The organism is Nonomuraea rubra (genome assembly GCF_014207985.1).
GTDB lineage: Bacteria > Actinomycetota > Actinomycetes > Streptosporangiales > Streptosporangiaceae > Nonomuraea > Nonomuraea rubra.
On the sequence record NZ_JACHMI010000001.1, the window covers coordinates 11,948,402 to 11,967,429 of the forward strand.

Here is a 19,028-nt window from a genome sequence, read left to right on the forward strand (position 1 = left end):
GCCTAGACCCCCGTCTTCTCGGGGACCGCTTCCCTGGCCCGCGCGGGCGGCTCCCCGCGCCTGCGCAGGCGCGCCAGAGTGCCGCGCAGCGGCCCTGAGAGGCTCTCCGCGGCGAACGACGCGCACAGCGAGGCGATCACCCCCAGGCCCAGCGCCGAGGCGGCGGAGCGCAGCTTCCTGCCCTGCTGGGGGGCCGGCGTGGTGGGCGGCACGGCCTCGCTGATCGTGATGTACGTGCCCTTGGGCGCCTGCACCTGCCGCTGGCGCACGTCCAGCTCCTGTTCGATGCGGTCGATGGCCTTGCGCGCGATCCGCGTGGCCTCCTCCGGCGTCCGGCTCTCCCCCTCGACGAACACCAGCGGGCCCGTGGCCAGCGACTCCAGGTTGTTGGTGCCGTTCGTGACCGCGTACGTGGTGGGGCCGCCGCTCGTGACCCCCATCGCGGCCACCATGTCCGGCGTGCTCATGACGCTGATCAGGATGGAGGCGGCCACGTCGAGCCCGTGGTCGAAGTTCAGCAGCGGGTTGACCCTGGGGATGGGCTGGTCGGGGTCGGGCGGCAGGGTGCCGCCGCTGGTGGGCGCGGTGAGCACGAGGACGGCCGTGGTGGTGTAGGTGACCGGGATCGTGGAGTACGCGTAGAAGGCGGCGCCCACGGCCGCCAGGAAGGCGGGCAGGGCGACGTACCACCGCCGAAACAGGACGAGGAGCGTCCCCCAGAAATCCACGCGCCCTCCCTCGCGAGTCCCGCCTCATACATGTCGCCCGGCCGGAGTGGAGCGTTACACAAAACCCTGTAACACCACCCATTACCGGGCGATATGGAGTACGAGGGGCGCCACTCACCCGGCGGGGGGACGGAGATCACTGTTCATGAGCGCACTGGCCGTCGTCACGCCCACGTACGCCCCTGATGCCGAACTCTTCGCCCACCTGCACCGATCCGTGCTCGCGCACACCTCCCACGACACGGTGCACCACGTGGTCGTGCCCGGCTCCGACCGCCACCTGTTCGCCCGGTACGCGGGCCCCCGCTGCAGGATCTGGACCTACGCCGAGATCCTGCCCCGCCGCATCGTCCGGATGCCGGTGGCCGGCGTGTGGATCGATCCCGCCCGGCCCTGGCCGCCGCTGCGCGGCTGGGTGGCGCAGCAGGCCGTCAAGGTGGCGGTGACGGCGCGGCTCGACGCGAAGGTGGTGCTGGTCGCCGACTCCGACGTGGTCCTGGTCCGCGAGGCCACCCCCGACCTGTTCATCCAGGACGGCCAGGTCTGCATGTACCGGATGGACGGCGGCGTGCACGAGCTGATGACCGACCACGTCACCTGGCACCGGGTGGCCCGCGAGCTGCTGGGCCTGCCGGGGCCCGTGCCTCTGCCCCTGCCGGACTACGTCAGCTCGCTGGCGTGCTGGGACCCCGCCGTCGTACGCGAGATGCAGCGGCGGATCACCGAGGCGACGGGGCGGGACTGGTTGTCCGCCTTCATCTCGCACCTCCAGGTCTCGGAGTTCATCGTCTACGGCGTGTTCGTGGACGAGGTGCTCGGGGCCGCACCTCCGGTCAACACCGCGATCTGCCACAACCGGTGGGATCGCACCCCTCTCGACCCTGCCGGAGCCATCGCCTTCGCCGACCGGCTGCCTCCCGACGCGGTGGGAATGATGATCTCGGCCAAGTCGGAGACGCCCATGGCGGCCAGGCTGGCGGCGATCGAGCGATGCTCCCAGATCACCGGACCCGACGGGAGTCATCCGTGAGCAAGCTGGCGGTCATCACGCCTTCGTACGCCCCGGACGCCGAACTGTTCGCCGACCTGCACCGATCAGTGCTCGAATTCACCTCCGACGACACCATCCACCACGTCTTCGTGCCGCCGGGCGACCGCGAGGCGTTCGCCAGGTTCGAGGGGCCCCGCTGCCACGTGTGGGTGCGCTCGGAGCTGCTGCCACGCCGCTATCTGCGCATGCCGGGCACCGACGTCTACGTCAACTACCGCCGCCCGTGGCCGCCGCTGCGCGGCTGGGTGATGCAGCAGACCGTCAAGATCGCCTCGGTGGGGCTGATCGACGCCGACGCGATGCTCATCGTGGACTCCGACGCCGTCCTGGTCCGCCCGACCAGCGCCGAGTCCTTCAGCAGGGACGGGCGGCTGTGCCTGTACCGGCTGGAGAACGGCGTGACGGCGGAGATGAAGCGGCACGTCATCTGGCACCAGGTGGCCCGCGACCTGCTCGGCCTGCCTCCGGCGCCTCCGGCGCCGCTGCCCGACTACGTGACAGCGCTGACGTTCTGGGACCCGGAGATCGTCCGGGCCATGCAGCGGCGCATCACCCAGGTGACGGGCCGCGACTGGCTCGACGCCTTCAACGCGCAGCTGCACGTCTCGGAGTTCATCCTGTACGGCGTCTTCGTGGACGAGGTGCTGAAGGCCGACCCGCCGATCAACACCACGATCTGCCACCTGAGCTACAACCACGAGCCGTGGGACGAGGCCCGGGCGGTGGCCTTCGCCGACCAATTGCCGCAGGACGCGGTCGGGATGATGATCTCGGCCAAGTCGCACACCCCGATGGAGGCCAGGCAAGCCGCCATCAGGAGGTGCGCTCAGGTCGTCGAGTCGAGCTGATCGTCGCCGTCCTCGCTCTTCCCGGCCGGCTCGTCCCCGTCCTTGACCACTTGGATCGGTCCCGTCTGCTCCTGGGCCAGCTCCGCCACCGTCAGGGGGAAGCCGGCGGTCGTCGCCGGTGGGTGCGGCCGGGAGCCGTTGAGCGGCTGCGCCGGCTCGCTCCCGGCTTCCGGCTCCTCCGCGACGACCTCGGACCAGATCTCCGGCCGGGGTTCGGACTGGGACTCCGGCTGGGACTCCGGCTGGGGTTCCGGTGCGGTGCGGGTCGAGCGCACCCGCTGGAGGCCGTACGCCACGCCGAGCCCGGCGATCACGCCGAGCACGCCGCCGGAGGCCGCGTACATCAGGCGGTCGCCGATGGCGGCCCTGGGGCCGGAGGCGGGCATCACGTCCATGATGCCGATGTGCGTGCTGATCGGCGCGTCCAGCGCCGTCTGCCTCCTGGCCAGCTCCAGCCGCACCCTGAGCTGCGCCTTGCGCATGACCTCCCGCACCGTGGCGGGATCGTCGCCCTCCACCTCGACGTAGATGAAGGGCCCGTTGGTGCTGATGCTCAGCAGGTCGGGATTGGTCCGGCCGTCGTTGATGGTCACGACGGTGGGCCCGTTCTCGGGCGCGCCGATCTCCTTGTAGACGTCGGCCGTGTTGGTGGCCAGGATCAGGATGCCCGCGGTGGTCCGCAAGGCGTCGTTGAACTGCAGCAGCGGGTTGGTCAGTCCGGGCTTGCTGGCCGGCTCGGTCTCCAGCGTGCCGCCGGTGGCGGGCACCGTGAGCACCATGGAGGCGGTCGAGACGTACCGGCCGGGCATCAGGAAGTACGCCGCCAGCGCGAGGCCGATGGCCGCGACAGCGATAGGCGGCCCAACGAACCTCTTCCGGGCCAGACCAAGGATGGTCTTCCAGAAGCGCACTATTTCCGCCCCCGTCGACTTTTGTACCGATGCAAACGGGAAATCGCTCTGCTCATCGGACGTGTTACACCAAACCGACCAGGGACAGCAGTTTGCGGCTGCGGTGGGCGAGCGTGCGCCGCTGGCGCCGCGCGTACATGCGCATCACCTCGCTCCGCGCCCGCCGCCGCTGCTCCCCGGTCAGCGCCGGGGTCAGTTCCGCGTCGCGCACCCATCTCAGCAGCTCCCTGCACTGCAGCGTGTTGGCCAGGTGGGACTGCCACGACGGCACGTCCAGGCGCCGGGCGACGCGGCCGATCCGCTCCAGCCGCCAGTTGCGGTGCGAGAGCACCTCGGGGACGTGCGCCCACGGCCCCGCCAGCGCCAGCTTGGCCGCGAACACCTCGTCCTCGCGCAGCATGTTCCGCCGCGGGATGCCGGTGGCCGGCCCGCGCCGCAGCAGGCCGTAGAGCGGGTCGATCAGGTACGGGCTCTCGTTGAGCAGCCTGAGCATCTCGGCGAAGCGCGTGACCGGGTCGTCGGAGCCCAGCTCCGTGCCCGTGTACGGCACCGTCACCTCACCCTCCGGGCCGCTGTAGGCGACCTGGTTGGTCACGAGGATGAGCCGCTCGTCCGCGGCGAAGGCCGCCAGGGCCGCCGAGACGCAGTGGGGCTCCAGCCGGTCGTCGTCGCCGATCCAGCGCACGTACGCGCCCCTGGAGATGCGGGCCGCGTGCATGAAGTTGCCGAGCAGGCCGATGTTGCGCGGATGCCGGTGGTAGACGATCCTCGGGTCGCCGGCCGCCAGGTCGCGGCACAGCTCCTCGGTGGCGTCCGTGGAGGCGTTGTCGGAGATGACCAGCTCCAGGTGCGGATGGTCCTGGGCCAGCACCGAGCCGACCACGGCCTCCAGGCGGTCGGCCCCGTTGCGTACCGGCAGCGCGACCGATACGAGGTCAGAGTCGTGCATGTGCCCTCCCTTGGCGTACGAGCCGCTTCAGCACCGCGCGCGGCACCACGACCAGGACGAACAGCAGCAACCCCGCGCCTCCGGCCACGCAGAGCTCGAAGAAGGCGCCGTCGATCACCGTGGCCAGCGCGACCATGACCAGGCCGGCCGCCGCCGCGCCCAGCAGCGGCCTGGCCAGCCCGGCGCCGACCAGCCCCACGGGTATTCCGGAACGGTGCAGGGCCACGCCCAGCAGCGGCAGCGCCACCACCACGGCGACGACCGCGTGCGCCACGGCCGCGCCCTCGATGCCGTCGAGGCGGGCGCCCACCAGCAGCGACGGCACCAGCGCGACGGCCCAGCACAGGTTCACCCACATGGTGGCCTTCGTCCTGCCGAGCGCGGCCAGGATGTCGGTGACGAGCAGCGTCAGCATGCGTACGGCCATCACAATTGCCAGGAAGCGCAGCACCTGGGCGGCGGGCAGCCAGTTGGCGCCGTAGAGGAACTCCACGACCGCGGGGGCGAGCGTGCCCATCAGCACCGCGATCGGCAGCACCATGCCGGCGAGCAGCGGGACGGACTGCCGCACGCCTTCCCGCATCGACTCGCCGCCCTCCTCGGCCAGGCGCGAGAAGCTCGGCAGCGCGACGTAGCGGATGGCGGTGCCGATCAGGCCGGGCACCCAGCTGGAGATGTTGAAGGCGAGCAGGTAGAAGCCCAGCCAGGCCGGGCCGAGCACGTCGCCGACGATGACCGAGTCCACGTTGAGCAGCAGGCCCTCGATGCCGAGGCTGACACACAGCGGCAGCCCGAACCGCAGCAGCCGCGCGGCCTGCGCGCGGTCGAAGCCGAATTCGATCTTCACGCGCGCCAGCGCGACCACCAGCACTCCGGTGAGCACGCCGCCGCTGAGCTGCCCCCAGGCGAAGCTGTAGGCCCCGGCGCCGTTCGCGGCCAGGGTGATGGAGACGGAGGCGTTGGCGACGAACCCGGCCAGGTTCGCCAGCGCCAGCTTGTCCTGCTCGAACCGGCGCATGAGCGCGGCGCTGCGCACCGCGGTCAGCCCGTAGACGAGGTTGGTGGCCATGAGGATGCGGATCACCCAGATGGCGTCCTCGCTCCCGGCCAGCCGCGCGTAGAACGGCGCGATCACCCAGAACAGCGCGTAGAGGGCGAAGCTCGACAGGATCGCCACGACGGTGGCCGTGGGCGCGATCTCCGACAGCCTGCCCCGCCACTGCACGGTCGCCGCGATCACGCCGGCGTCGTTGATGTAGATGACGAACTGGGTGGCCGCCAGCGCGATCGCGAACACGCCGAAGTCCTCGGGCACCAGCAGCCTGGCCAGCACGAGGCTCATCACGAACGAGCCCGCCTTCATCACCAGGTTGCCCAGCAGGCTCCAGCGCAGCCCGCGACCGGCCTTGCGGCCGATGTCGCCGACCTCACTCACGAAGTCTCGACCCTCTCCAGCCAGATCTCCCGCCAGAACGGCACGAACTCGCGCGGGCAGTTGGCGTTGTAGACACCCTCGCAGACGAGATCATCGAGGATGATGCACGGGCTCTTCATGGTCAGCATCCGGCCGGTCTTCTCGTCCAGGCAGCGCTCGACCCTGGCCCGTACGCGCGCGGTCCTGCCGCAGTAGCGGGCCATCTCCTCCTCGAAGCCCATCCCGCGGTTGAGCAGGTCGTCGTTGAGCGTGTCGAGGATCTCCTCCTTGGACCTGATCCTGACCAGCTCGCCCACCTGGAGGTCCAGCATGGCCGTCGGCGTCTTCTTACCGGCCCGGCCCTCGATGAAGCCCCAGCGCAGCCCGCGCCTGATCCACAGGCGGCGCGGCAGCACCTTCTTGCTGAGATCCTGGAAGCGGTTGAACAGCCCGACCAGGAAGGTGCGTACGGTCTGCCCGGCGCCCACGTTGCCGCTGCGCACGTCGGTGACGTACTGGCCGAGGTCGCGGAACGGCAGGCAGGCCGGCGCGGCCCGCAGCAGCTCGGTGGCCTGGCAGGAGTAGCCGTCGGGCCCCTTGCGCGTGTTGGCGTCGAGCAGCTTCAGCAGCCGCTCCTCCGGGATCTGGGGAGTGGCGGGCTCGTCCGGATCGACCCGTTTGAGCCAGGCCTCCTTCCAGTAGAGCGAGCAGGCCGTCTGGCAGCCGCCGTGCCCGCCGCCGTCGCACCGCGCGCCGGTCAGGTGCACCGCGCTGTCCATGCGCCGCATGCCGCTGCGGCTGATGGTGTCGCACAGCTTGTGCGCGACCTTGTGCACGGTCATCCGCTGCCCGCAGAAGGCCAGCATCTCCGGCATGAACGGGAGGTTCTCCAGCTCACCCCGCTCGTCCAGCGTGGCCAGGATCTCCGCCGCGCTCCGCACCTCGACGAGGTCCCCCACCCGCAGATTCATGCGCCCTCTCCCACCCGTTTGAGCAGGCCCGCGCCCTCCAGAGCGGCGGCCGCCTCGGCGACCGCGCGGAAGGGCAGGCCTGATCGGCCGGCGACGTCCAGCAGGCTGTGCTCGCCGTCCGACAGGTTCAACACCCATAACATCGCCAGTTGCGCCTGTTTCGTGTCACTCCGGCCGCCGAGAGACCCGTACAGGCCGCGCCTGCCGAGCTGCGGCTCGCCGTACGGGCTCAGGTTCTGGTAGCGGCCGTCGTGCTCCAGCACCTCGACCGCCGACCACAGGGCCTCCAGCGTGTCGGCCATGGCCTGCGGCGAGACGAAGCCGGGGTGGTCCCCCGAGGTGTGGTACTCGGGGTATCCCGCGTACGGCGTCCTGGTCAGGCTGCCGACCGGCAGGTCGAAGCCGGGTGAGCAGAACTGCCGCTCGTCGTAGCCGTACGGCGAGAAGTCCACGATCGTGTGCGGCCGGTCGCGCAGCACGGCCGCCATCGCCCGGTCGATCGGCGCGTCGCCGCGCCTGCTCCGCTTGTACGTCAGCGCGCCCCGGTCCCCGGCGCAGGCCAGCGTGAGCCCGTGCCTGATGCGCCCGGTGTGCTCGCGGTTGCGCGCCAGCCAGGTGATCGCCCCGATCGTGCCCGGCGCGAACAGGAACCGGTAGGTGTGGCGCGGATCGCGCAGCCTGCCGGCCAGCGCCGTGGCCACCGCGATCCCGGCCAGGTTGTCGTTGGCCAGCGACGGGTGGCAGACGTGGCAGGAGATCAGCACCTCGTCGCCGGTCCGCCCCGGCACGACGTGCTCGGCGTACGTCAGGTGCCCGTCGGCCAGCGTCGAGTCGATCACCACCTCGTACGGCCCCTCGCCCATCCCGTCGAGCGTGTTCTGGCTCAGGCAGAACCCCCACGTCTCGGCGTAGTACGAGGTCCGGTACGGCACCAGGTCCGGCTGGTCGGGCAGCGTGTGCAGGTGGGGCCGGAGCTCGGCCAGGGTCATGGTGGCCGACACCGGCACGCTGTAGCCCACGACGTGCAGGTTCGACCGCTGGAAGTCCACCACCCGGTTCCCCGCCGGATCCTTGATGTAGGCGTCGCGGATGTTCCACTCCTTGGGGATCGTCCAGTCGAGCACCTGGGTCCCGGTCGGCACCTCGTGCACGTCCAGCTCCAGCAGCTCCCCGACGATCCCCAGCGTGGCGCGCACGCCGTCGCCCGTGATGGAGCGGCACAGCGGGTAGAGCCGCTCCACCAGGGCGTGCATCTCCTCGCCGGTCACGTGCGCAGCTCCTCGGAGACGGTCCCGGCCTTGCGGCGGTCGGCCAGCCACGCCAGCCGGATGAACCGCTGGCGGAAGTCCTCCGCGGTCAGCCCGTGGTAGCGGTAGGCGTCGGCCAGCTCGACGGCGCCCGCCTTCACCGTCCAGCGAGCGTGGTAGCCGGGCAGCGCCTCGCGGATGCGCGAGAACGAGACCCGGTAGGAGCGCGGGTCGGCGCCGGTCTCGCCGGTGATCACCAGCTCGGAGCCGGGCACCGCCTCGACGACGTGCTCGGCGATCTCGGCGACGGTCAGGTTGTTCAGCTCGCCGCCCACGTTGAACGCCCTGGCGTGCACGGCCTCGCGCGGCGCGGCCAGCGCGGCCAGGAACGCGTCGGCGATGTCGGCCACGTGCACCAGGGGCCGCCACGGGGTGCCGTCGGACAGCACGCGCACCTGGCCGGTCAGGTGGGCGTGGCCGACGAGGTTGTTCAGCACGATGTCGGCCCGCAGCCGGGGCGAGAACCCGAACGCGGTCGCGTTGCGCAGGAACACCGGGGTGAAGTCGCCGTCGGCCAGCTCGACGAGCTCGTCCTCGACGCGCACCTTGGACTCGGCGTACGGGGTGACGGGCCGCAGCGGGGCGTCCTCGTCGAGCAGGTCGTCGCCCCCGGAGGCGCCGTAGACCGAGCAGGTGGAGGCGTACAGGAAGCGGCGCACGCCGGCCTCCCTGGCCAGCCTGGCCAGCCGCACGGAGGCGTGGTGGTTGATGTCGTAGGTCAGCCCGGGCGCGAGCGCGCCGAGCGGGTCGTTGGAGAGCGCGGCCAGGTGGATCACCGCGTCGCAGCCTTCGAGCAGGTTCGCGGGCACGTCCCGCAGGTCCACGCGGTGCCCCGGCGGGTCGTCCGGCACGGGGCCGAGCACGCACTCGGCGAACAGCCCCGAGTCCAGGCCCACGACCTCGTGGCCGGCCTTGGCGAGCATGGGTGCCATGACCGTGCCGAGATAGCCCTGGTGCCCCGTGAGTAAGACACGCATGTCGATCAGCCTCCAGCTAGATCTAGAGCCAGTTTGTGCAGGTAGAAGGCCTCCGCGTAGCGTGCGTGACACTCGATGCCGCGGATCCTGGCCAGCCCGAGGAACGCCTCCCTGTCGAACCAGGGGCGGTGCCGCTGGGACGGGTAGTGCTCCCAGAGCAGGGAGACCTTGCGCTCGGCCAGCGCGAGGTCGAGCGGCTGGTACGCGTTGGGCCGGCCGAGGTCGCCGTCCCACTTGAGAATCTCGTAACCAAGCGTGAGGTGGTCGCGGAACGCGGTGGGCACCAGCCGCGCCAGCCCCCGGTGGTCCTGGTGCGCGTCGCCGGCCTGCGGCGCCAGGATCAGGTCCGGCTCGGTCCGCATCCGCAGCTCCTCGACCGCGTTCTTGGCCTCGTCCCAGTGGGCGGGCAGCCGGCCGTCTGGCACCTTGGCCACGGTCACCCGCAGGTCCGCGTCCGGGCAGAAGGCGGCCAGCGCGTTGCGTTCCTCCTCCTCGCGGGCGGTCCCGCCGCCGGAGAGCACCAGGGCGTCCACCTGGAGGCCCGGGTGCGCGGTGCACATGACCAGGAGGGTGCCGCCCGCGCCGATCGCCAGGTCGTCACAGTGGGCGGCGAGCAGCGCGACGCGGCTCAGGCCGCTGGGGAAGAGCCGGTTCACGCCCGCTCCCACAGGGCCCAGGGGCGGTCGCCGCGGGAGTAGGCCCGGTCCAGCTCCATGCGCTGGTTGACGGTGTCGGTGGGCCGCCAGTAGCCGCGGTAGGGGTAGGCCATCAGCCGCCCGCGCTTGGCCAGCTCCTTGCAGCCGTCCACGAGCAGGTCCCCGTTCTCTGGGATGTGGTCGAAGATCTCCTGACGTAAGACGAAATATCCCCCGTTCACCCACAGCGGCATCTCGGTGACGGCGGTGATCTGGCCGACCATCCCGTCCTCGGCGATCTCGACGCAGTGGAAGGTCCCTGGCGGCGGCACGGCCATCAGCGTGCCACCGGCGTCGGACTTCTCGAACCTGCCGATGATCTCCGGCAGCGGCGCGTCCGTGAGCACGTCGGCGTAGTTGGCCAGGAACATCTCGTCGCCCTGGAGATGGTCGCGGACCCGGCGCAGCCGCTCCCCGATCGACGACTCGACGCCGGTGTGGACGAACGAGATCGTCCAGTCGGAGATGTCGGCGCCCAGCAGCTCGACGTTGCCGCCGCGCAGGACGAAGTCGTTGGAGGCGGTCTCCTCGTACCGGAGGAAGAAGTCCTTGATCTGCTCGGCCCCGTAGCCGAGGCAGAGGATGAACTCCTTGTGGCCGAAGTGCGCGTAGTAGCGCATCACATGCCAGATCAGCGGCCTGGGGCCGACGAGCTGCATCGGCTTCGGCGCGTCGCCGGCGGCGCCCGTACGCATGCGGGTGCCGTAACCCCCGCAGAAGAGCACGACCTTCACACGACCTCCAGCGTGGGGATGGGGAAGACCAGCCGGCCGCCCCAGTCGCGGATGTAGGAGAGCTGGTCGATCAGCTCGTCGCGCAGGTTCCACGGCAGGACGAGCACGTAGTCCGGCTTGTCGGCGGCGATGCGCTCGGGCTCGAAGATCGGGATGCGCGCGCCGGGGGTGAACTTTCCGTGCTTGTACGGGTTGCGATCCACCGTGTACGGCAGCAGGTCCGGCCGGATGCCGCAGTGGTTGAGCAGCGTGTTGCCCTTGCCCGGAGCCCCGTACCCGACCACCGTGCTGCCCTCCTCGGCGGCGGTGATCAGGAAGCTCAACAGGTCGCGCCGGACCTTGGCCACCCGCTCGGTGAAGTCGATGTAGCCGGAGATGTCGTGCAGCCCCGCCGCTTTCTCCATCGCCAGCACGTCCGACACCCGCTGCGACGGGGCGCCCGACGGCGCGGCCCAGAGCCGGATCGAGCCGCCGTGCGTCGTCAGCAGCTCCACGTCCACCAGCGTCAGCCCGCCGCTCGCCAGCGCACGCTGCGCGGAGGCGACCGTGTAGTACTGGAAGTGCTCGTGGTAGATCGTGTCGTACTGGTTGAGCTGCATCAGCGTGAGCAGGTGCTGCACCTCGACCGAGACCAGCCCGTCGTCGGCGACCAGCGTGCGCAGCCCCTCGGTGAAGCCGATGACGTCGGGGATGTGCGCGTAGACGTTGTTGGCCACCACGTAGTCGGCCTTGCCGTGCTCCGCCACGACCGCCTGCGCGCTCTCGGGCGTCAGGAACGCCGTCACCGTCGGCACGCCGCGCTCCCTGGCGGCCTGGCCCACGTTCACCGACGGCTCGACGCCCAGGCAGCGCACCCCGCGCTCCACCACGTGCCGCAGCAGGTAGCCGTCGTTGCTGGCCACCTCCACCACGAACGAGTCCGGCCGCAGGTCGAGGCCCGCCACGAAGGCGCGGGCGTGCTCCACCCAGGAGGCCGAGTAGGAGGAGAAGTAGGCATAGTCCGTGAACGTTTCCTCGGGGGTGATCAACGGCGGGATCTGCGCGAGCCAGCACGACGTGCACACGCGCAGGTGCAGCGGGTAGGTCACCTCGGGCTCGTCGAGCTGATCGGCCGTGAGGATCCGCTCGCAGGGCGGCGTCGCCCCCAGGTCCACCACACCGGTGAGATCGTCCGAGCCGCATAACCGGCAAGTCATCATTCGCACGCTCCAAGAGATTGATATTTCGCGGGGGCCGGTGATCTCGTTACTGTCAGCCCATGGATCCCCTCGGCATCGACGGCGTCTGGCGCCACACGCCGCCTGTGTACTCCGATCCCCGCGGCTCGTTCTACGAGGCCTTCCGCGCGGCCGACCTGCCCGGGCGGCGGTTCGACCTGGCACAGGTCAACTGCTCCGTCTCGGCCCGCGGCGTGCTGCGCGGCGTGCACTTCGCCGACGTGCCGCCCGGTCAGGCCAAGTACGTGATGTGCCTGTCCGGCAGCGTCATGGACGTCGTCGTGGACCTGCGTACGGGCTCGCCCACCTTCGGCCGGTGGGAGAGCGTGACGCTGGACGACGTGACCAGGAGTGCCGTCCTGGTGGCCGAGGGCCTCGGGCACGGGTTCATGGCGCTGAGCGAGCGCGCCACGGTGATGTACCTGTGCTCCGAGCCGTACGCGCCGGCCCGCGAGCACGGGGTGCACCCGCTCGACCCGGCGCTCGGGATCGGCTGGCCGGCCGGGATCGAGCCCGTGCTCTCGGAGAAGGACGCCAAGGCGCCCACGCTCGACGAGGCGCTCAGGGCCGGGGTGCTGCCGGACTACGCCACCTGCCAGGAGTTCTACGCGACGCTGCACTGACGGCTGGGGCTGCGCAGGGAGTTTCACGCGACGCTGCACTGACGGCCGGCGCTGCGCGGAGAGGCGTCTCACGCGACGCTGCACTGACGGCTCCTCGACAGGACGGGCCAGGCCGCGTGCAGTGCCGTACGCCAGTGCCGGATCGGCTCCCCTCGGGTGTGCGCCAGCACGCTGTTGGCCGGGCGCCTGGCCGGGCGGGCGAAGGCCGAGGTCGGCACCGGGCGTACCCGCTCCGGGTCCTGGCCCAGCAGCGTGAAGATCTCCCTGGCGAACCCGCACCAGGTCGTCTCCCCCTCGCTCGTGCCGTGGTAGACGCCGGGAGGCAGGTCCGACTGCGCCAGCCGGACGAGGTAGTCGGCCAGGTCCGCGGTCCAGGTGGGCTGGCCGTGCTGGTCGTCCACTACGTCCAGGGTGGGCCGTTCGCCGGCGAGCCTGATCATGGTGGTGGCGAAGTTCGCGCCGTGCGCGCCGTACAGCCAGGCGGTGCGCACCACGTAGTGGCCGTGCTCCAGCACCGCTACCTCGCCCGCCAGCTTCGTCCTGCCGTAGGCGTTCACCGGCCCGGTCGGCGCGTCCTCGGGGTAGGGCGGGCCCGCCGTCCCGTCGAAGACGTAGTCGGTGGACACGTGCACGAGCCGGGCGCCGATCCGGTCGCACGCCTGGGCCAGCCAGCGGGGGGCGTCCCCGTTGACGGCCAGCGCCTCGGCCTCGTGCGTCTCGGCGTCGTCCACCGCGGTCCAGGCCGCGCAGTTCAGCACGGCCCTGGGCCGGTAGGCGGCGACGAAGTCGTGCACCGCCCGCCTGTCGCGCACGTCCAGGTCGGTCCGGCCGAGCGCGAGCACCGGCTCGCCCGTCAGCGCGGTCCTGCAGAGGACGTCGGCGGCCAGCATGCCGCCCGCCCCCGTGATGAGCCACCTCATGCGGCCTCCCGGCCCAATCGCGAGACTATTGACTCCACCAGTCACGGTGACTGGCGTACCAGCGGACGGTGTCCTTCAGCCCCTGCTCGAACGGGATCTCGGGGCGGTAGCCCAGCGCCCGCAGCTTCGAGTCGTCCAGCGAGTACCTGCGGTCGTGCCCCTTGCGGTCGGCCACGTACGCGACCATGTCCCAGTCCCTGCCGCAGGCTTCGAGCAGGCGCGCGGTGAGCTCCTTGTTGGTCAGCTCCGCCGTGCCCGCGATGTGGTAGACCTCGCCGGGCTCGCCCTTCTCGGCCACCAGGCGGATGCCCGCGCAGTGGTCCTCGACGTGGATCCAGTCCCGCACGTTGCCGCCGTCGCCGTACAGCGACACCTTCCTGCCGCGCAGCAGGTTCGTGACGAACAGCGGGATGAGCTTCTCGGGGTACTGCCTGGGCCCGTAGTTGTTGCCGCAGCGGGTGATCGAGACCTTCAGCCCGTACGTGACCGCGTACGCGCGCGCGATCAGGTCGCCGCTCGCCTTCGACGCCGCGTACGGCGACCGGGGCCGCACCGGCGCGGACTCGTCCCACGAGCCGATGTCGATCGAGCCGTACACCTCGTCGGTCGAGACCTGCACCACCTTCGGCACCCCGGCCTCCAGGCACGCCTGCAGCAGCGTCTGGGTGCCGAGCGCGTTGGTGCGCATGAACTCGGCGGCGCCCTCGATCGACCGGTCCACGTGGGACTCGGCGGCGAAGTTGACCACGAGGTCGTGGCCGGGGACGACCCGCGCGAGCAGCTCGGCGTCGCAGATGTCCCCGTGCACGAACTCGTGCCGCACCCCGTCGAGGTTGGCGCGGTTACCGGCGTAGGTGAGCTTGTCGAGCACGGTCACGTACGCGTCGTGGACGTTCCGGACGTAGTGGGAGCCGATGAATCCCGCGCCACCCGTCACCAGAATTCTTGTCATGAACTGATCTGTACCTTGCTGTGATCGCCCAGTACGAGACGGTGGGCTCTGGGCGTGTTGGGCGCCGGGGTGACCTCGACGTCGTGGCCGATCAGCGACGACTCGATGCGGCCCACCCCGGCGATGGAGGCGCGGGGCAGCACGATCGAGTACTCGATCTCGCTGCCGGTGACGGCACAGGAGGCGCCGATGGAGGTGTACGGGCCCACGTAGCTGTCCTGGATGCGGGCGCCGGCGCCGATGATCGCCGGGCCGACCACGCGCGAGCGCTCGACCACCGCGCCCGGCTCGATGGCGACGCGGCCGATGAGCTCGCTGGCCTCGTCCACCCGCCCGTCGATCCTGGGCTCGACCGACTCCAGCACCAGCCGGTTGACCTCCAGCATGTCGGTGACGTTGCCGGTGTCCTTCCAGTAGCCGGAGATCACCGAGGACTCGACGCGTTCCCCCGACTCGATCAGCCACTGGATCGCGTCGGTGATCTCCAGCTCCCCCCGCCACGACGGCTTCAGCTCCGCCACCGCCTCGTGGACGGCCGGGCTGAACAGGTAGACGCCGACCAGGGCCAGATCGCTCTTGGGCCGTTCCGGCTTCTCCTCCAGGCCGATCACGCGCCCCTCGGCGTCCAGCTCGGCCACGCCGAACTGGCGCGGGTCGCCGACCCTGGTCAGCATGATCTGCGCGGCGGGGCGTTCCCTGGCGAACCGGTCGACCAGCCCGCTGATGCCGCCCACCACGAAGTTGTCGCCGAGGTACATGACGAAGTCGTCGTCGCCCAGGTAGTCGCGGGCGATCAGCACGCCGTGGGCCAGCCCGAGCGGCGCCTCCTGCCGCAGGTACGTCACCTGCAGCCCGAACGGGGAGCCGTCGCCCACGGCCGCCTCGATCTCCGCGTGCGTGTCGCCCACCACCAGGCCGAGCTCCTTGATCCCGGCCTCCGCGATGGCCTCCAGGCCGTAGAACAGGACCGGCTTGTTGGCGACCGGCACGAGTTGCTTGGCCGACGTGTGCGTGATGGGGCGTAGCCGGGTGCCCGACCCCCCGGCGAGCACGAGTGCTTTCACCGCTAGTAAGCCCCTTCTCCACGGGTGACGACGGACCAGGTCTTCCACAGGATCTGCAGGTCGAGGATGAGCGACCAGTTCTCCACGTAACGCAGGTCGAGGCGTACGGACTCCTCCCACGTCAGGTCGGAGCGCCCGCTGACCTGCCACAGCCCCGTGATGCCGGGTTTGACCACCAGGCGGCGGCGGACGTCGGTGCCGTACTCGGCGACCTCTTCCGGCAGCGGCGGGCGCGGGCCGACGAGGGACATCTCGCCGCGCAGGACGTTCAGCAGCTGGGGCAGCTCGTCGATCGAGTATTTCCTGAGGAAAGCGCCTACCCTGGTGATCCTTGGATCGTTCCTAATCTTGAAGAGCACTCCGTCGAACTCGTTCGCTTCCAGCAACGCGCCCTTGAGCCGCTCCGCGTCGACCACCATGGTCCTGAATTTCACCAGACGGAACTCCGTGCCGCCCTTGCCGACTCTGGTCTGGTAGAAGAACGCGGGGCCGGGGCTGGTCAGCCGGATCACCAGCGCGATCGCCAGCAGCGGCAGCGCCAGTCCCAGCAGCGCGAGCCCCGCCACCAGGCGGTCGAAGACGGTCTTCACGAACTGCCGCATGCCGTCGAACTCGGGATGCTCCACGTGAAGGAGCGGCATGCCCGCGACCGGCCTGATGCTGATCCGGGGCCCGGCCACGTCGAGGAGCGCGGGCGCCACGAACAGGTCGGTGCGCGCGGTCTCCAGGCTCCACGCCAGCCGGCGCAGCGCGGCGCCGTCCAGCTCCGGGCAGGCCAGTACGGCGACGGCGTCGGCCTGCTCCCGCTCGACCACGGTGGCCACGTCGCCGAAGTCGCCCAGCACCGGGATGCCGTCGAGGTCCACGTCCATGGCGTTGCCCGGCAGGCAGGCTCCCACCACCCGCATGCCGTGGTACGGCTGGCGCCTGAACTGCATCACGAGGTCGAGAATCGACTCCCGGTGCCCGACCGCGATCACCTGGCGCATGTAGTCGCCCACGGCTCGGCGCCGGTGCAGCCGCTTGCGCATGCGATAGCGGTAGTAGATCGTCGCGAGCAGGGCCAGCGGGAGCATCGCCATCACGAAGCTGCGCGCGATGGCGGTCTGCGTGGCGTAGGCCATGATGGCGACGGCCGCCATCAGCCCGATGCCGCCGTTGAAGACGGCCTTGAACTCCTCTGTTCCCTCGCCGTTGGCGCGCTGGCGGTACGCGCCCCCCATCCACAGCGCGATGGGCCAGGCGATGACCAGGCCGAATCCCAGCAGGAACTCGGCCAGCGGAATGTACGCGCCGGCGATCAGCCGGATGCCCAGCACGCACACGCATGCGAGCAACACGCATACCGTGTCGCCGGATAACAGGAGCCGTAAGTACGCACGCGTCCAGATGCTCGACGCGCGGCGTGGTACGGCCTTGAGGAGCACGACAGCGGACTCCCCAGTCCCCACCCTCATAGCACCACCCTGACAACTCTGTGCACCGCGATAACTGGACGTTCCTTGAACCACATGGGTTGACAAGTCCCACGCACAATCAAGGGCGGCGGCCCCCACTAAAGAGTAAAGATCGATTCCGGCATGAGGAATACCGGCAAATGTCCACATTCGGACGATTGCCAGACCCCGCGGGGGCTTGACGGAACGGTCCACAAGTGGCAGCAGTTGATCAGGGAAATGCCAGATTTACTGCGGTATTTCGGCAGGTTGCCGATTTATGAAGGGCTAGTCGTACTCCAGGTCAGGCAGCGCCGACGGCGGGTCGGGGCTGCGCCAGACCACCACGACACCGTCGTGCGCGGAGTCCGCGGCCAGGGTCAGCCGGTCGAGGTCGAAATCCGGGAGGTAACGCAGGCGGGCGAGAAAGGTGGAGTCCGTGGCCGAGCGGGGCACGACGCAGCCCTCACCGTCACGGTCGAGCAGGATATAGAGGACGTCTTCCCCTGATTCCGTGACAACACGGACCTCCACCACGTCCTCCCAGGCGAGGGCTTCGACGCTACCGTCCGCATAGTGACGAGTGACGCCCTCTTCCGTGACATACACGTAGGAGTCCGGCATCGGGTTGCCGTGCATGGCCGCGATTCTTGCGAGTTACGGGGCAGTCCCGCAAGGGTTCGCACTCAAAGGTGCCGATGTACTCGCCCGTCGCCGCCCCACGAGTGGCTGAGATGCGCGGCGACCGCCGCCCGCGCGGCCTCCTCGGGGCCGTTCGCGATGGCGTCGAGCAGCTCGCGGTGCTCGGCGACCAGCACGTCCCTGTCCTTGTACACCTCGCGCAGCCGCACCAGGCCGAGCCGCGTCTCCGCGGCCAGCACGCCGTAGAGCCGCTCCAGCCGCGGGCTGCCGACGGCCTCGATGAGCGCCTGGTGCAGCGCCATGTGCTCGGCCACGGTCTCCGACCAGGGCGCGTCGGCGGGCAGGGCGGCCATCCGGTGCAGCGCCGCCTCCGCGCCCGGGACCGTCCTGCCGGTCACGGCCCGGGCCATGAGGTCCTCCAGGGGGCGGCGGACGTACATGAGGTCTTCGAGGTCCGAAAGCGTCACTTCCGGGACATAGGCACTGCGGTTGCGCTCGCGTCTGAGCAGCCCCTCGTGGACCAGGCTCGCCAGCGCCTCCCGCACGGTCGGCCTGGCGACGCCGTACGAGGCGGCGATCTCCTGCTCGGGCAGCGCGGTGCCGGGCGGGATCTCGCCGGACAACACCCTGCTGCGCAGGGCGTCGGCGAGCGCGCCGACGGTGGAGACGGGTCTGAGCGGCAACGTCACGGCTGCGACTCTAGCTCCCTTTCCGGCATCCGCTCCCTTTCCTGCACCCTTTCCGGTACGGCCACCGCCACCAGGCTCAGCCCCAGCAGCACGAGCCCGGCGATCGAGACCGGGGCCAGCCGTTCACCCAGCACCACCAGCCCGAGCAGCGCGGCGACGGCCGGCTCCGCCAGCGACAGCGTGGCGGCCGTGGCCACGGGGGTGGTGCGCAGGCCGCGGCCGTACAGGAAGTAGGACAGGGCCGTGGTGCCGAGGCCGAGGTAGAGCACGGCGAGCAGCGCCCGCGGCTCGCCCATCCAGGCGACGCCGCTGACGGCGAGCACCGGCACCATGATCAGCGCGGCGCCGCCGAACATCACCCCCATGACCGCGTTCGACTGACCGCCCTGGCCGATCGCCCGGGCCGCCGTGACGGCGTAGAAGGCGTACAGCAGCCCGCCCACCAGCGCGAGCACGATCCCGGACACCACCTGCGCGCCCGCCTCGGCGCCGCCGCCCACGATCAGCGCCGCGCACCCGCAGATGGCCGCCGCGGTGGCCGCGCTCCACCGCCTCGTCGGCCTGCGCCCGTGCAGCACCCAGGACAGCAACCCGGTGAACACCGGCCCGCTGCCGATCGCGACCACCGTCCCGATGGCCACCCCGGTACGGCCGACGGCGGCGAAGAAGCAGAGCTGGTACGCGGCCACCGCCACGGCTCCCAGCAGCAGCCCCGGCCTGACGGCCTTCCACAGCCCGGCCCCGGCCACGAGCGCCAGCGCGGCGCCCCCGATCACCAGCCGGGCGGCGGCCAGCGCCACGGAATCGGCGGACACCAGCAGCCCGGCCGTGCCCGCGGTCCCCCACAGCACGGAGGCGCCCACGACGGCAAGCGGTCCATTCCTCATGAGCCCATTGTCA

At 70.7% G+C, this 19,028-nt stretch carries 20 protein-coding genes; 3 read left to right on the plus strand and 17 right to left on the minus strand.

The features are described from left to right. Window positions 1-2: 2 nt before the first annotated feature. On the minus strand, window positions 3-728 hold the full coding sequence (locus HD593_RS55170) for a hypothetical protein (RefSeq protein ID WP_185110807.1): 726 nt from the start codon (window positions 726-728) through the stop codon (window positions 3-5). Between the two features lie 145 nt (window positions 729-873). Here HD593_RS55170 and HD593_RS55175 point away from each other — a divergent pair, with 145 nt between their 5' ends. Both HD593_RS55175 and HD593_RS55180 read left to right on the plus strand, forming a co-directional pair. Continuing rightward, window positions 874-1,758 (plus strand): DUF6492 family protein, encoded by an 885-nt coding sequence (locus HD593_RS55175; RefSeq protein ID WP_185110808.1) that lies wholly within the window; start codon window positions 874-876, stop codon window positions 1,756-1,758. Next, a complete protein-coding gene (locus tag HD593_RS55180; protein WP_185110809.1) occupies window positions 1,755-2,627 on the plus strand; it encodes a DUF6492 family protein in 873 nt (290 codons plus the stop codon). Before HD593_RS55175 ends, HD593_RS55180 begins: the two co-directional genes overlap by 4 nt. On the opposite strand, the gene HD593_RS55185 is transcribed toward HD593_RS55180, so the two are convergent. From HD593_RS55185 to HD593_RS55225, 9 genes are all read right to left on the minus strand, one after another. Continuing rightward, window positions 2,606-3,538, minus strand: coding sequence for a hypothetical protein (locus HD593_RS55185; protein ID WP_185110810.1), 933 nt, complete (start codon window positions 3,536-3,538; stop codon window positions 2,606-2,608). The genes HD593_RS55180 and HD593_RS55185 overlap by 22 nt on opposite strands. 64 nt (window positions 3,539-3,602) lie before the next feature. Continuing rightward, a complete protein-coding gene (locus tag HD593_RS55190) occupies window positions 3,603-4,487 on the minus strand; it encodes a glycosyltransferase family 2 protein (RefSeq protein WP_185110811.1) in 885 nt (294 codons plus the stop codon). Then, a complete protein-coding gene (locus HD593_RS55195) occupies window positions 4,474-5,922 on the minus strand; it encodes an oligosaccharide flippase family protein (protein WP_312904379.1) in 1,449 nt (482 codons plus the stop codon). The genes HD593_RS55190 and HD593_RS55195 overlap by 14 nt, the downstream gene beginning before the upstream one ends. Then, entirely contained in the window at window positions 5,919-6,872 is a 954-nt protein-coding gene (locus HD593_RS55200) for a hypothetical protein (RefSeq protein ID WP_185110812.1), read from the minus strand. The genes HD593_RS55195 and HD593_RS55200 overlap by 4 nt, the downstream gene beginning before the upstream one ends. After that, a complete protein-coding gene (locus tag HD593_RS55205) occupies window positions 6,869-8,140 on the minus strand; it encodes a DUF4910 domain-containing protein (protein WP_312904380.1) in 1,272 nt (423 codons plus the stop codon). The genes HD593_RS55200 and HD593_RS55205 overlap by 4 nt, the downstream gene beginning before the upstream one ends. Continuing rightward, on the minus strand, window positions 8,137-9,156 hold the full coding sequence (locus HD593_RS55210) for an NAD-dependent epimerase/dehydratase family protein (RefSeq protein ID WP_185110813.1): 1,020 nt from the start codon (window positions 9,154-9,156) through the stop codon (window positions 8,137-8,139). Before HD593_RS55210 ends, HD593_RS55205 begins: the two co-directional genes overlap by 4 nt. Before the next feature lie 5 nt (window positions 9,157-9,161). Continuing rightward, window positions 9,162-9,812 carry a PIG-L deacetylase family protein gene (locus HD593_RS55215; RefSeq protein ID WP_185110814.1) on the minus strand — a complete coding sequence of 217 codons (651 nt, stop codon included), beginning with the start codon at window positions 9,810-9,812 and terminating at the stop codon, window positions 9,162-9,164. Then, window positions 9,809-10,585, minus strand: coding sequence for a sugar phosphate nucleotidyltransferase (locus tag HD593_RS55220; protein ID WP_185110815.1), 777 nt, complete (start codon window positions 10,583-10,585; stop codon window positions 9,809-9,811). Before HD593_RS55220 ends, HD593_RS55215 begins: the two co-directional genes overlap by 4 nt. Continuing rightward, window positions 10,582-11,784, minus strand: coding sequence for a class I SAM-dependent methyltransferase (locus tag HD593_RS55225; RefSeq protein ID WP_185112691.1), 1,203 nt, complete (start codon window positions 11,782-11,784; stop codon window positions 10,582-10,584). The genes HD593_RS55220 and HD593_RS55225 overlap by 4 nt, the downstream gene beginning before the upstream one ends. Before the next feature lie 59 nt (window positions 11,785-11,843). Here HD593_RS55225 and HD593_RS55230 point away from each other — a divergent pair, with 59 nt between their 5' ends. Continuing rightward, complete coding sequence (locus tag HD593_RS55230) at window positions 11,844-12,425, plus strand: dTDP-4-dehydrorhamnose 3,5-epimerase family protein (RefSeq protein WP_185110816.1); 582 nt, start codon at window positions 11,844-11,846, stop codon at window positions 12,423-12,425. A 68-nt stretch (window positions 12,426-12,493) separates the two neighbouring features. On the opposite strand, the gene rfbD is transcribed toward HD593_RS55230, so the two are convergent. The 7 genes from rfbD to HD593_RS55265 form a co-directional block, all read right to left on the minus strand. Further along, window positions 12,494-13,345 (minus strand): dTDP-4-dehydrorhamnose reductase, encoded by an 852-nt coding sequence (rfbD, locus tag HD593_RS55235; protein ID WP_185110817.1) that lies wholly within the window; start codon window positions 13,343-13,345, stop codon window positions 12,494-12,496. 25 nt (window positions 13,346-13,370) lie between these two features. After that, window positions 13,371-14,297: a dTDP-glucose 4,6-dehydratase gene (rfbB, locus tag HD593_RS55240; RefSeq protein ID WP_185110818.1), complete on the minus strand. Its 927-nt coding sequence runs from the start codon at window positions 14,295-14,297 to the stop codon at window positions 13,371-13,373. After that, window positions 14,294-15,361, minus strand: coding sequence for a glucose-1-phosphate thymidylyltransferase (locus HD593_RS55245; protein WP_185110819.1), 1,068 nt, complete (start codon window positions 15,359-15,361; stop codon window positions 14,294-14,296). Before HD593_RS55245 ends, rfbB begins: the two co-directional genes overlap by 4 nt. A 2-nt stretch (window positions 15,362-15,363) precedes the next feature. Then, window positions 15,364-16,818, minus strand: a complete 1,455-nt coding sequence (locus HD593_RS55250; protein WP_185110820.1) for a sugar transferase — start codon at window positions 16,816-16,818, stop codon at window positions 15,364-15,366. 267 nt (window positions 16,819-17,085) lie between these two features. Beyond that, window positions 17,086-17,436, minus strand: coding sequence for a hypothetical protein (locus tag HD593_RS55255; protein WP_185110821.1), 351 nt, complete (start codon window positions 17,434-17,436; stop codon window positions 17,086-17,088). Window positions 17,437-17,483: 47 nt separating this feature from the next. Further along, window positions 17,484-18,128, minus strand: a complete 645-nt coding sequence (locus HD593_RS55260; protein WP_185110822.1) for a GntR family transcriptional regulator — start codon at window positions 18,126-18,128, stop codon at window positions 17,484-17,486. Beyond that, a complete protein-coding gene (locus tag HD593_RS55265; RefSeq protein ID WP_185110823.1) occupies window positions 18,125-19,015 on the minus strand; it encodes a DMT family transporter in 891 nt (296 codons plus the stop codon). Before HD593_RS55265 ends, HD593_RS55260 begins: the two co-directional genes overlap by 4 nt. Between the last annotated feature and the right edge of the window lie 13 nt (window positions 19,016-19,028).

Coding starts and splice junctions, on each gene's coding strand:
- rfbB (WP_185110818.1), bottom strand. CDS start 14,297: ATGACAAGAATTCTGGTGACGGGTGGCGCGGGATTCATCGGCTCCCAC.
- HD593_RS55255 (WP_185110821.1), bottom strand. CDS start 17,436: ATGCACGGCAACCCGATGCCGGACTCCTACGTGTATGTCACGGAAGAG.
- HD593_RS55175 (WP_185110808.1), top strand. CDS start 874: ATGAGCGCACTGGCCGTCGTCACGCCCACGTACGCCCCTGATGCCGAA.
- rfbD (WP_185110817.1), bottom strand. CDS start 13,345: ATGAGGTGGCTCATCACGGGGGCGGGCGGCATGCTGGCCGCCGACGTC.
- HD593_RS55250 (WP_185110820.1), bottom strand. CDS start 16,818: ATGAGGGTGGGGACTGGGGAGTCCGCTGTCGTGCTCCTCAAGGCCGTA.
- HD593_RS55265 (WP_185110823.1), bottom strand. CDS start 19,015: ATGAGGAATGGACCGCTTGCCGTCGTGGGCGCCTCCGTGCTGTGGGGG.
- HD593_RS55230 (WP_185110816.1), top strand. CDS start 11,844: ATGGATCCCCTCGGCATCGACGGCGTCTGGCGCCACACGCCGCCTGTG.
- HD593_RS55190 (WP_185110811.1), bottom strand. CDS start 4,487: ATGCACGACTCTGACCTCGTATCGGTCGCGCTGCCGGTACGCAACGGG.
- HD593_RS55225 (WP_185112691.1), bottom strand. CDS start 11,784: ATGATGACTTGCCGGTTATGCGGCTCGGACGATCTCACCGGTGTGGTG.
- HD593_RS55210 (WP_185110813.1), bottom strand. CDS start 9,156: ATGCGTGTCTTACTCACGGGGCACCAGGGCTATCTCGGCACGGTCATG.
- HD593_RS55200 (WP_185110812.1), bottom strand. CDS start 6,872: ATGAATCTGCGGGTGGGGGACCTCGTCGAGGTGCGGAGCGCGGCGGAG.